Source organism: Aliirhizobium wenxiniae, from assembly GCF_019511445.1.
GTDB classification, from domain to species: Bacteria; Pseudomonadota; Alphaproteobacteria; order Rhizobiales; family Rhizobiaceae; genus Neorhizobium; species Neorhizobium wenxiniae_A.
Map to the genome: position 1 here is coordinate 1 of NZ_JAEUAN010000006.1, position 12,258 is coordinate 12,258.

The 12,258-nt window shown below is 60.0% G+C and carries 8 protein-coding genes; 4 read left to right on the forward strand and 4 right to left on the reverse strand.

Going from position 1 to position 12,258, the window contains the following annotated elements:
• The first annotated feature begins 434 nt into the window (after positions 1–434).
• The 3 genes from hrpB to JNB91_RS09315 all read left to right on the forward strand — a co-directional run bounded on the left by hrpB (position 435) and on the right by JNB91_RS09315 (position 4,964).
• Positions 435–2,924 carry an ATP-dependent helicase HrpB gene (gene hrpB / locus JNB91_RS09305; RefSeq protein WP_220325243.1) on the forward strand — a complete coding sequence of 830 codons (2,490 nt, stop codon included), beginning with the start codon at positions 435–437 and terminating at the stop codon, positions 2,922–2,924.
• 81 nt (positions 2,925–3,005) lie between these two features.
• Positions 3,006–4,325 (forward strand): ActS/PrrB/RegB family redox-sensitive histidine kinase, encoded by a 1,320-nt coding sequence (locus JNB91_RS09310; protein ID WP_220325244.1) that lies wholly within the window; start codon positions 3,006–3,008, stop codon positions 4,323–4,325.
• A gap of 63 nt (positions 4,326–4,388) precedes the next feature.
• Positions 4,389–4,964, forward strand: a complete 576-nt coding sequence (locus JNB91_RS09315) for an ActR/PrrA/RegA family redox response regulator transcription factor (protein ID WP_223218118.1) — start codon at positions 4,389–4,391, stop codon at positions 4,962–4,964.
• A 70-nt stretch (positions 4,965–5,034) separates the two neighbouring features.
• On the opposite strand, the gene JNB91_RS09320 is transcribed toward JNB91_RS09315, so the two are convergent.
• The gene (locus JNB91_RS09320; protein WP_220325246.1) at positions 5,035–5,523 is read right to left on the reverse strand and encodes an MmcB family DNA repair protein; all 489 of its coding nucleotides are present in this window, start codon (positions 5,521–5,523) and stop codon (positions 5,035–5,037) included.
• A gap of 188 nt (positions 5,524–5,711) precedes the next feature.
• On the opposite strand from JNB91_RS09320, the gene JNB91_RS09325 reads away from it, so the two are divergent.
• Positions 5,712–6,398 (forward strand): L,D-transpeptidase, encoded by a 687-nt coding sequence (locus JNB91_RS09325; RefSeq protein ID WP_220325247.1) that lies wholly within the window; start codon positions 5,712–5,714, stop codon positions 6,396–6,398.
• A 74-nt stretch (positions 6,399–6,472) separates the two neighbouring features.
• On the opposite strand, the gene JNB91_RS09330 is transcribed toward JNB91_RS09325, so the two are convergent.
• From JNB91_RS09330 to JNB91_RS09340, 3 genes are all read right to left on the reverse strand, one after another.
• Positions 6,473–8,644 carry a malate synthase G gene (locus JNB91_RS09330; RefSeq protein ID WP_220325248.1) on the reverse strand — a complete coding sequence of 724 codons (2,172 nt, stop codon included), beginning with the start codon at positions 8,642–8,644 and terminating at the stop codon, positions 6,473–6,475.
• A 94-nt stretch (positions 8,645–8,738) separates the two neighbouring features.
• On the reverse strand, positions 8,739–10,748 hold the full coding sequence (locus JNB91_RS09335; protein WP_220325249.1) for a hydantoinase/oxoprolinase N-terminal domain-containing protein: 2,010 nt from the start codon (positions 10,746–10,748) through the stop codon (positions 8,739–8,741).
• Positions 10,749–10,834: 86 nt separating this feature from the next.
• Positions 10,835–12,232 (reverse strand): cytochrome P450, encoded by a 1,398-nt coding sequence (locus JNB91_RS09340; protein ID WP_220325250.1) that lies wholly within the window; start codon positions 12,230–12,232, stop codon positions 10,835–10,837.
• Positions 12,233–12,258: the final 26 nt, after the last annotated feature.

Genomic DNA, 12,258 nt, shown 5'->3' on the forward strand with positions numbered 1-12,258 from the left:
ACCACGTTTCTCTTTCTTCTCATATTCAATTGTCAAAGAACCGACGCCCCCAAGCCCTAAAGCCCGAAAACGTCACAAAACCAAGAGACCTAACCGGAGCCCGGTCCCAATCAGCATCCGCCAATCTGTCGTGGTTTCTTCAGAACGAAGGACATCGTCGCTAGCAGCGCCGCCGCCCTCGTCAGTGAGCGGGTTATAAATCCGACAACAGCAAGGAGTCAACAGCGGTTTTTAAAAAAATGTCATTTTTCTCCAATGCGATGCGAGGAGATGTTTGTGGCTTAAATTGAAGGCAATGCATAGATTTTCAGCAGGCCAAACGACAGCCGCTGCTGACTGGAGTGTTGGCCGCTGCTATGTCATTGCGGACATCCGCCACCGCAGAAGATCCCCTGAACGATAGACACAGGTAAAGACACTGGAATCTCATCAATATGGAAACAAGGTCCCTAAAGGATAGTGTGCAGGATGCCGTGAATGCGACACTGCCTATAATGGAAGTCCTGAGCGACCTGACGTCGACCCTTGGTCAAAATGTGCGCGCAGTCCTTTCCGCGCCACCGGGCGCGGGAAAGACCACGATGGTACCGCTTGCGCTGATCAAGGAGCCCTGGTGTTCGGGCAAGGTCATCCTGCTCGAACCACGTCGGCTGGCGGCGCGCGCGGCGGCATCGCGCATGGCTGCGCTTAAAGGAGAGCCTGTCGGGCAGACGGTCGGTTACCGGATGCGACTCGATACCCGCGTTTCACAGGCAACAAGGATAGAGGTCGTCACCGAAGGGGTGTTTTCCCGCATGATCCTGGAGGATCCAGAGCTTGCCGGCGTCTCTGCTGTCATCTTCGACGAATTCCATGAACGCTCGCTCGATGCCGATTTCGGACTGGCGCTGGCGCTCGACGCACAATCGGGGCTTCGTGAAGACCTGCGTATCGTGGTGATGTCGGCAACGCTCGATACGGATCGGATCGCCACGCTGCTTGGCGATGCGCCAGTGATCAAGAGTGAGGGGCGTAGTTTCCCGGTCGAAATCCTTTATCATGAGAAAGGCCAGCAGGAGCGGATCGAAGACGCGGTCACCCGCGCAATCGAAAACTCGCATCGCGACGAAGGTGGCTCCATTCTGGCTTTCCTGCCGGGACAGGCGGAAATCCGACGGGTAGCCGAGCGGCTGCAGGGCCGGTTCGACGGCAAGACCGTGATCGCACCGCTCTACGGCAACCTGACGCAGCAGGAGCAGGATCTCGCGATCAAGCCGGCGGCGCCGGGGATGCGCAAGATCGTGCTTGCCACATCGATCGCCGAGACATCGATCACGATCGACGGGGTGCGGATCGTGATCGATAGCGGATTGCAGCGTCTGCCGGTCTTCGAACCTTCCACAGGGATAACCCGGCTGGAGACAGTGCGGGTATCGCAGGCTTCCGCCGACCAGCGGGCCGGCCGCGCCGGGCGAACCGCGCCTGGTATCGCGATCCGGCTGTGGCACTCCGGGCAGACCGCCGCGCTGCCGGCCTTCACACCGCCACAGATCCTGGCGAGCGATCTTGCAGGTCTCGTGCTGGATCTTTCCCATTGGGGCGTGACGGATCCGGCTACACTCCCCTTTCTGGACCCGCCGCCCGGGCCGGCATTTGCCGAAGCCAAAGCTCTCCTTGTTCTGCTCGGCGCGTTAAACGATGACGGCCGCCTGACACCAAAAGGTCAGGTCATTCGCCAGCTGGCGTTGCCACCCCGGCTGGCGGCCATGGTTATCCGCGCGGACGAGGACGGTCGGGGACGCGAGGCGAGCCTGCTTGCCGTACTTCTGACTGAGCAGGGACTTGGCGGAAACGACATCGATCTGGATGAACGCCTGCGCCGTTTTCGCGCTGATCGCAGCGAGCGAGCCCAAGCCAGCCGCGGACTTGCCAAGAGAATTGCCGACAGCTTGCCGAACACGGCAGGCCAGGAGCCGGGCGGATCGGCCGGCGAGCTACTTCTTCACGCCTATCCCGACCGGATCGCGTTACAGCGTGGCGGCAAGGGACGGTTCGTCATGGCCAATGGCCGGGGGGCGGAGCTGCCGGAAACCGAACGGCTGGCAGGAGCCTCGATGCTGGTGATTGCCGACGTGACCGGGCAGGCAGCGCGGCCACGCATTCTCGGCGCGGCAGAAATCTCGCGCGCACAGGTGGAAGAAGAGTTGCGCGGGGCAATCCAGTCCACCGAGGAGTGCTTTTTCGATCCGGCAAGCCGCCAGGTGCGCGCACGGCAGATCACCCGGCTTGGGGCAATCATATTTGCCGAGAAACCATTGCCGAAGCCAACAGGGGAACAGGCGGCACGGGCATTGGCAGATGGCGTGCGACAGTTCGGGCTGCAAAGCCTGCCATTTTCAAAGGAAGCACTGCAATTTAAGGAAAGGCTGGGTTTCCTTCACCGTTCGCTCGGCGAGCCGTGGCCGGATGTCAGCGACGATGCACTTATCGCCCGCCTCGATGACTGGTTCGTCCCCTATCAGGGAAACGCATCCGCACTTGCCTCGATATCGGCGTCGAGCCTTTCCGATGGCCTACGCTCGCTCGTGCCGCATGAGCTCATACACAGCATGAACCGGCTCGCGCCGACGCATTTCGAGGCGCCGACCGGTCAGCGGCATCCCATTCACTATGACGGTGAAGAACCGACATTGACGATCCGCGTTCAGGAACTGTTCGGCCTCAAAGCCCATCCGGCGATTGCGAACGGCAAGCTGCCGCTTCTTCTGGAATTGACGTCGCCGGCACACCGGCCGATCCAGACGACGCGTGACCTGCCGGGTTTCTGGTCAGGATCCTGGAAGGACGTGCGAGCGGAGATGCGCGGCCGATATCCCCGACATCCGTGGCCGGAAAATCCGGTCGATGCCGATCCGACAACCCGCGCGAAACCAAGAGGCACGTGACATCCTGTCACGTCTTATGGAATACTGAACGGATTTAAGAGTTTTGGTTACATTAAGGCACATGGAATAATGTCCGAACGAATGTTGCATAACGAAGATATATTGTCGCCACAGGGCGGCGAGATCGGTCACTTGAGCCGCAGCATCCGACTGCAGACACTGGTCAGGTTGAGATGGCTGGCTGTGGCGGGGCAGACAATCACGGTTGTCATCATCTGGGGCATTATCGGCTTTCCGATGCCGATCGCCGAGGCGACGATCCTGGTCGCGGCCCTGGCAGTAGCGAACCTCATCCTGTCCGCATGGTTTCCGGCAACGCACCGGCTCGGTCCCAAATCGGCCGTGGCCCTGCTCTGCTTCGACCTTCTGCAGATGGGTGCGCTGCTGTTCATTACCGGCGGGCTTGGCAATCCATTCGCGCCGCTGATCTGTGTGCCGGTGATCATTGCCTTTGCATCACAACCATTGCGGCATTCGCTGATATTGCTGGTCTTTGCGCTTGCCTGCACGACGGTGCTGTCGCTCTCCCCCTACCCGGTTCCGTGGTATGAAGGACAGCATCTGCGCATCCAGCCGATCATGCAGCTCGGTGTATGGTTCTCGATCGCCTCGATGATGGTGTTTGCGGCTTTTTACGCTTACCGCGTTTCCCATGAGGCTAGCCTGCTTTCGGATGCTCTTGTGGCAACGGAAATGATTCTGGAGCGGGAAAAACATCTCGGCCAGCTGGATGGCCTTGCGGCAGCGGCTGCCCATGAACTGGGGACACCGCTTGCCACGATCAGCGTCGTTGCCAAGGAGATGGAGCGCGAACTCGGGAATGACGAGCGTTTCAAGGAAGACGTGCAGCTTTTGCGCAGCCAGAGCGAGCGGTGCCGCGATATCCTGCGGCGGCTGACCTCACTGCCTGCCGAAGGGGAAGAGCATCTGCGGCGCCTTCCGCTTTCATCGATGATGGAAGAGGTTATCGCTCCGCACCGGCAATTCGATATCGACATCAAGCTGGTCAAGAACACCGATGGCGGCCACGAGCCGGTGGGTGCTCGAAACCCCGGAATTCTCTACGGCCTCGGCAATCTGATCGAAAACGCGGTCGACTATGCGAAAAACCAGGTGCTCATATCGGTCGACTATGACGACCAGCGGGTGGCAATTACCATCGAGGACGATGGGCCGGGTTATTCGTCTGTCATCCTCTCGCGGATCGGGGAGCCCTATATGACATCCCGGACACGCGAGCGCAGCGAACATGCCGGTGGCCTGGGCCTGGGGCTTTTCATCGCCAAAACCCTGCTCGAGCGTTCCGGCGCGTCGATCCGCTTCAGCAATCGCGGCGACGGCCAGGCCGGTGCGCGCATTCGAATTGAATGGCCTAGATCAATTATGGACAGGCCAATTTGATCTAGCTCCAATTTTATTGCGTTCTATATGATAATTGGGATCCATCGATCCCGGAGAATGAAGATGGAAACAACACTGCCGCAATCCAATCCTCAGAACGAGGATTACATTGGTTCCGACCCTTCGCTGTTGATCGTTGACGATGACGGGCCGTTTTTGCGCCGTCTGGCACGCGCCATGGAAACCCGCGGCTTTGCCGTGGAGGCGGCAGAAACGGTTGCCGAAGGCATCGCGAAAGTGCGCCAGAAGGCGCCGAAATATGCTGTCGTCGACCTTCGCCTGGGCGATGGTAACGGTCTCGACGTCATCGAGACAATCCGGCAGTTTCGTCAGGATACCCGCGTCATCGTGTTGACCGGCTACGGAAACATCGCGACTGCCGTAACCGCGGTCAAGCTTGGCGCCGTCGACTATCTTTCAAAGCCTGCCGATGCCGACGACGTGTTCAATGCGTTGACGCAGCGCCCCGGGGAAAAGGCCGACCTGCCGGAAAACCCGATGTCTGCGGATCGCGTGCGTTGGGAACATATCCAGCGCGTTTACGAAATGTGCGAACGCAATGTTTCGGAAACGGCAAGACGGCTGAACATGCATCGCCGTACGTTGCAGCGTATTCTCGCCAAGCGGGCGCCTAAATAAGGCGCCCGCTTGGAGTTTGGACTTCAGGCCATTTTAGATTGAAGCGGTTCCCGCCTGTTGCGGGACCTAGCTACACGTCGTCAAAGCTCTTTCCGGTCGCCCACTCCGCCATCATCAGGCGGTGCGCCGCGGCGCGCGAAAAACCAAGCATCAGCGACTTGCGCGTTGCCGGAGCGAGCTTGTGTTCGGGTGCGGCGCGTAGGAGATGTGCACCGTAGCCGTCCGATAAAAGCAGACCGCAATCTTCCGGGAAGATTTCGAGCGGGACATCCTGGTGCGTGGCAAACAGAAGCCGGTCACAATAGGCGCGATAATCCGGCCACTTGCAGTCGATACGAAAATCCTCGATCGACGTCTTTATCTCGACAATCCAGATTTCTCCCTTGTCCGACACGGTGATCAGGTCGGCACGGCGGCCATTGGGCAATACGAATTCGGGCAAAACCGCATGCCGCATATCGTGCAGCAGGATCTGCACGCCCTTGCGGACCATCATCGCACGAACCGATTGGCGTCCGTCGATCAGGGGATTGTCGTTCACGACATTCAATATCGTCATGCCTTGTTCCTTAGCCATTATAGCTTGGCAGCATTGTGAATGTTGCAAAAAGACAATGGCCTTTTCAATTCGACTGATGCCGACGCGCTGAGCGGATGCGCAACTTGCCAAGCGCAATCGAATGGAAAATAACGGTTTCGACGGCGGCTTGACGCCATTTCAATCGATCGTTTCACCAAGAGATATCCATGCGCTTTCGCAACAGCATGCTCGCACTCGGCCTGTTGGCAACCGCTGCCCTGGCCGGCTGCTCGACCACGTCCGAAACAGCCAAAATCGACACAGGCAAAACCGACGCACCGGTTCGCGTCGAGACGGCCCAGATCTTCACCGATTCGTATGGTTCGGTAACGGATGCAGGCTATACCCTGCCGGCCATTCCGATCAACCGGGTCAAGCAGCAGTTCGTCCGCCAGATCGTGACATACGAGACCACAGAAAAGCCGGGCACGGTTATCGTAAATACGCGCGAGCGCTTCCTCTATTACATCATGCCGGGCGGCCGTGCGATGCGCTACGGCATCGGCGTCGGCAAGGCGGGCTTTGCATGGTCGGGTACGGCCTATGTTGCCTGGAAGCAGGAATGGCCAATGTGGCACCCGCCGAAGGAAATGGCGGCTCGCAAACCAGATATCGCCAAGTATGTCGAAAAGGGTATGGGTCCGGGGCTGAACAATCCGCTCGGCGCACGCGCCATGTATCTGTTCAACGAAAAGGGCCAGGACACGCTGTTCCGCCTGCATGGCACGCCGGAATGGGCGTCGATCGGAACGGCCGCTTCCTCCGGCTGCATTCGTCTGATGAACCAGGACGTGATCGACCTCTATAGCCGCGTCCGTCCGGGCAAGGCGACCAAGGTTGTCGTGATCCAGTAAGGCGGATCAGACCTGAAACCGAAAAAGCCGCCAAGGATTTTCCCGGCGGCTTTTTTGTTGGCGGCTTTTCGGGATCAGCCGGCAAGCTTTGCCTTCAGCTCCAGCCTGCGGCGGTGCAGAACCGGTTCGGTATAGCCATTCGGCTGTTCGCGGCCCTTGAGCACCAGATCGAGGGCTGCCTGGAAGGCGATCGAGCCGTCGAAATCCTTCGCCATCGGGACATAGAGCGGATCGCCGGCATTCTGGCCGTCGACCACCTTGGCCATGCGCTTCATCGTCTCGACGATCTGATCTTCGGTGACGACCTTGTGGTGCAGCCAGTTGGCCATGTGCTGGGCCGAGATACGCAGAGTGGCGCGGTCTTCCATCAAGCCGACATTGTTGATGTCCGGCACTTTTGAACAACCGACACCCTGATCGATCCAGCGCACGACGTAGCCGAGAATACCCTGCGCATTGTTATCGAGTTCGCGCTGGATTTCCTCCTGCGTCCAGTTGGGGCGCGGCGCGACCGGCACGGATAGAATGTCCGAGAGCTTTGCGCGGGCGCGGCTCTTCAGGCTCTTCTGGACCGCAGCCACATCGACCATGTGATAATGGGTGGCGTGCAGCGTTGCGGCTGTCGGCGACGGAACCCAGGCGGTGTTGGCGCCGGCCTTAGGGTGGCCGATCTTCTGTTCCAGCATCGCCGCCATCAGGTCCGGCATGGCCCACATGCCCTTGCCGATCTGGGCATGGCCGGAAAGCCCGCATTCCAGGCCGATATCGACATTCCAGTTCTCATAGGCCGCAATCCAGGACGCCTGTTTCATGTCGCCCTTGCGGATCATCGGACCGGCTTCCATCGACGTATGGATCTCGTCGCCGGTGCGGTCGAGGAAGCCGGTATTGATGAAGACGACCCGGTCTTTTGCAGCGCGGATCGCCTCCTTGAGGTTGACCGTGGTGCGGCGTTCCTCGTCCATGATGCCCATCTTGATGGTGTTTTTCGCCAAGCCGAGCGCCTGTTCGACGCGAGAAAAGATTTCGGCGGCGAAGGCGACTTCTTCCGGGCCGTGCATCTTGGGCTTGACCACATACATGGAGCCAAGGCGGGAGTTCTTTTTCCGACCGTTCGGGCCGACATCATGGATGGCAATCAATGCCGTCACCATCGCATCCATGATGCCTTCCGGCACCTCGTTTCCATCGCGATCAAGGATGGCCGGATTGGTCATCAGGTGGCCGACATTGCGCACGAGCATCAGCGAACGGCATTTCAGCTCGAAACTCGAGCCATCCGGTGCCGTGTAGTCCAGGTCAGGATTGAGTTTGCGGGTGAAGCTCTTGCCGCCCTTGGAGACGTCTTCGGTCAGGTCGCCCTTCATCAGGCCGAGCCAGTTGCGGTAGACAACGACCTTGTCTTCCGCGTCGACCGCGGCAACGGAATCCTCGCAGTCCATGATCGTGGTGATCGCGGATTCAGCCCAGACGTCTGAAATGTTAGCCGGATCATCCCTGCCGATCGCGGTGGTTGCATCGATCAGGATTTCGACATGGAGATTGTTCTTCTTCAACAGGATCTGCGTTGGAGCAGCCGTGTCTCCGAGATAGCCGGCGAACTGGGACGGGTCGGTCAGGCCCGTCACCTCTCCATTGCTCAACGTGACGAACAGGCCGCTCTGTTCGATCTTGAACGAAGCGGCTTCCTTCCAGCTGCCGCCGGCCAGCGGCGCAGAGCGATCGAGAAAATCGCGCACCCAGGCGATGACTTTCGTACCGCGGACCGGATTGTAACCTTTTCCCTTTTCGGCACCGTCAGCTTCGGAAATCGCGTCGGTGCCGTAAAGCGCATCATAGAGCGAACCCCAACGGGCGTTTGCCGCATTCAGTGCGTAACGGGCATTCATGACCGGCACGACAAGCTGCGGCCCTGCGATCTGGGCAATCTCCGGATCGACGTTTTCGGTCGAGACCTGGAAATCGGGGCCTTCGGGCAGAAGATAACCGATCTCCCGTAGGAAGCTCTCATAGGCCGCCAGATCGGACGGGGCGCCATTGGCCCGATACCAATCATCGATCTTCACCTGAAAGGCATCGCGCCTGGCCAGAAGCTCGCGGTTCTTCGGCGCCAGGTCGTGGACTATGTTCGAGAACTCCGCAAAAAACCGGTCGGCACCGACGCCCGTATCCGGCAGGGCTTCCTCCACCAGGAACCGATAGAGCTGTTCGTCAATCTTGAGACCGGCGATATCCTTGCGTGCCATACGGCTTCTCCCTCACATGCTTTTGGTTTTTCGTGTCGTCACTTTGCCCGCGAGATATCCGGTGTCAATGCACCGAAAGCCCAAGGTGGTTCGGTCACGGTTGCGGACGGGTCATGCGCGGGCGGCCCGTTGCCGTGGCGGTTATCCGCGCTTCGACCAGTTTTATTGAGCCTTCCACCTCGGGCGCCAGAATTTCCTCTTCAGTGAAGATCAGGATGTCGTGCGCACCCTCCTGTCCTGCCTTCTCGTTCGCTGCAGCCAGCGCCCGATTGCGGGCGGCCTCCAGCGCATTGGTCTCTCCGATCACCATGACTGTCTCACCGGCACCGGTTACGACGTAAAGCCCTTCTTCCGGCGAGGTTACGATGACCGTCACCTTGACCCTGACATGGCTGACGACAGCGCCAATGGCATTGGCAACATCCGCATCCTTCGGGATGACCGATTCGGCACCGAGCTGATCTGCGATTGCCGGATAATAGACCGGTGCCGAAGCGCCGAGGCCGACAAGCGGCCGGTCGAGCCTGACGGAAAACCGGGCGATACCGGGCGTGCGCTTCAAGGCACGATCAACAGCAAGCGAGACCGACGGATTGATCGCTCCAGCTCCATCCTCCGCAAGGCAGGCCGAAAGCACAGCCTCGGAGGATTGACGGGTCAATCGATCGACAATCTGCCTTGCAAGGTCTTCCGCAGACGCGGCGATCTGACGACCGGCACCGTTCTTTTTCCGCGCCGCAATCTGCAGCCCGAGCCGCGCCGCATCGGCATTCCACTGGTTCTGGCGGCCCAGAACATGCAGCGCGTCGGATGGCGTGATACCGCTCAAATGTACTAGCCCGCGCGCGACAAGGCGGTCGAGAACCGCCTTCTGGGAATTCATCGTCAAAAGCGCATTCAAGGCCACCGGTGCCGAACCCATCCGCGCAAGAAGCGCCTGCTCCTGTGGCTGTAGGCCCGCACTCGAAGTCTCGTCCATCGAGATCCGGACCGCGAAGCGGCCGTTGTGTCGTCCGGCATGGGGGGCGCGAAGCTGCATATCCAGTGTTGAGAGCACGCTATCGCCGTGGGGCACAGCAAGAAGACTGAGGGGCAAAAGACGCCGGGGGCCGAGCGTGATTTTCGCCTCCAGCCCGCGATCATCGATATGCACTTCCGAATCACCGCCGAGACCGAAGGTGCGCAGGGCAACCGCCTCCACCATCGTCTCATGACCGCCGACATTCGCGCCATCGGGCGCAAGCTTCGGCCTGCCGCCCTGAAGAACGGCGATATCCGTCGTCGTGCCTCCGATATCGGACACAACTGCCTCATCCAGTCCGCTGAGATAGTGGGCACCCACAAGGCTTGCCGCCGGACCGGAGAGAATGGTCTCGATCGGTCGCAACCGCGCCTCGGCCGAGGACATCAATGCACCGTCGCCCCGCACGACCATGAGAGGTCCATGGATGCCTGACGTTGCAAGGAAATCCTCTGTCGAGCCAATCAGGCGATCGATGATGGAGACCAAGCGTGCATTGAGAAGCGTGGTCAAAGCGCGCTTCGGCCCGCCAAGCCGGGATGACAGCTCGTGGCTGCAGGTGACCGCTTTGTGCTGAAGTTCGCGAATACGCTCCCTCACCCTGATTTCGTGAGCCGGATTCCGCACGGCAAAATAACCGGCCACCGCAAAGGAAGAAACGCTTGGGGCGAGTGCGGGCAGCACCTCAGCCAATGCCGTCATATCGAGCGGCGTCTCGTTGCCATGGACATCATGACCGCCCGGCAGAAAGATCACTGGATCATTGCCCAGTGCATCCGACAAGCCACCGCGCGCAATATCGTCCGGGCCGAAACCGATCATCACCAGAGCGGCCCGGCCCCCCTGCCCTTCGACCAGGGCATTGGTGGCAAGCGTCGTCGACAGCGAGACCATGGCGATTTCGCCAGCCTTGATGCCGCTCTTTGCCAGGGCCGCATCGACAGCGCCCGAGATCCCCTCAGAGAGATCATGCCGGGTGGTGAGCGATTTCGCCTTGGCGATCACCCCTTCATCCTCGCGAAAAAGGACGGCATCCGTATAGGTGCCGCCGGTATCGATGCCGAGAAGAAGAGGTGAAACCACGCGAGAATTCCCAAACCCTTATGCAGCAATCCATAAAGCATGGTGCGGCAGGATCAATCGACCGGCAAAGACATGTCGTGTCGCGGTCAGGACCGGAGGCTTACCCGCATAGGCATGCCGTCCTGCGGCTGGGTCGTCAGTTTCTGCACCGGCCAGATTTCTGTGCCGGGCAAAGCATCGAAACGGTAGCGCTTCATCAGCACGGCAAGCGCAATCACGGCTTCCTGCATGGCGAAGGTTGCGCCGATACAGGTACGCGGGCCGGCGCCGAAAGGCAGATACTGGAAGCGGCCTATGTTGCCGCGGTTTTCCGGCAGAAAGCGTTCGGGCATGAAAGCGCGCGGCTTTTCCCAATAGAGCTCGTGGCGATGCAGCGTCCAGGGCATGACGAGGATGGTGACGCCCGCTTCGATCTCGATGCTTTCACCGCTGGGGCTCGTCCACCTGTCGTCGCCAATCGCCGCACGGTTTAGCGACGGCGCCGGGGGATAGAGCCGCAAGGCCTCCTCGAAGGAGGCGCGCACCCAGGGCATCAGTTCCAGCCATTCCACCGGCTCGGCACCGGTGGCCAGAACCTTGTCGATTTCCTTTTCCATCGCCTCGCGCACATGCGGCGAATGAGCGACGCAATAAAGCGCCCAGGCGAGCGCGCGGGCGGTGGTTTCATGGCCGGCGCCGATGAAAGTGAGAATATTGTCCTCGATCTCATCCAGCGTAAGACCATTCGCCCCTTCGAGCTGAAGGAGCAGTGTCAGGAAATCCTGTGGCACCGCCTCCGGCGTCTCACTCATGCGCTTTTGCCGCTCACGCATCGTGTCGGCGACGATGTTGCGGAATTTTTCAAGCACCTTGCGGCCGCCGATGCGGGTCAGGCGCGGTACCCAAGCCGGCGCGCGCAACAAATCCATAGGGTCGACGCGGCCCATGCGGTGGAGGAGGCTGTCGACATCATCGGAGAAACTGTTGCTCTCAGTGACGATCTGGCCCGAGAAAAGGGTTTCCGACAGGATCGAATAGGCGAGTTCCGTCATGTCGACGGAGATATCGTGGATCGCTCCGTCAGCACCGACCGTCGCATATTTCTCTGCGTATTCCTCCGATTTCGCCAGCATCTGACCGGCAAAGCCACGCGAATGGCGGGGCGTGAAAACCGGCGCCATCGCCTTGCGCGAACGCTTCCAGACCGGGCCTTCCGCCGTCAGCAATCCGTCGCGCAGAATCGGCCGCAGGATCAGCTGGCGGATTTCCGACATTTCGTAATTTGCAGCATTATCGACGAGGACATGGCGGATCAGGCCGGGATCGTTGACGATCAGCGTGCGTTCCTTGAAGAACTTCGTCTTGATCCAGGGCAGCGTATAGGACGGCACACCCCACAGTTCCAGCGGGTTGCGCATGACCGTGCGGATGATTTCCAGCCGAGACGGCGGGACAGTGCGCGGTATGGGTGCCGGCGGCACAAAGGGGTCGGGGCGCATGTCCAACGGCAACCCTCCTCTTCGGTTCCTGA

Excerpts from the sequence above, each read along its gene's own strand:
- hrpB (WP_220325243.1), top strand. The coding sequence starts at position 435 with ATGGAAACAAGGTCCCTAAAGGATAGTGTGCAGGATGCCGTGAATGCG.
- JNB91_RS09310 (WP_220325244.1), top strand. The coding sequence starts at position 3,006 with ATGTTGCATAACGAAGATATATTGTCGCCACAGGGCGGCGAGATCGGT.
- JNB91_RS09315 (WP_223218118.1), top strand. The coding sequence starts at position 4,389 with ATGGAAACAACACTGCCGCAATCCAATCCTCAGAACGAGGATTACATT.
- JNB91_RS09320 (WP_220325246.1), bottom strand. The coding sequence starts at position 5,523 with ATGACGATATTGAATGTCGTGAACGACAATCCCCTGATCGACGGACGC.
- JNB91_RS09325 (WP_220325247.1), top strand. The coding sequence starts at position 5,712 with ATGCGCTTTCGCAACAGCATGCTCGCACTCGGCCTGTTGGCAACCGCT.
- JNB91_RS09330 (WP_220325248.1), bottom strand. The coding sequence starts at position 8,644 with ATGGCACGCAAGGATATCGCCGGTCTCAAGATTGACGAACAGCTCTAT.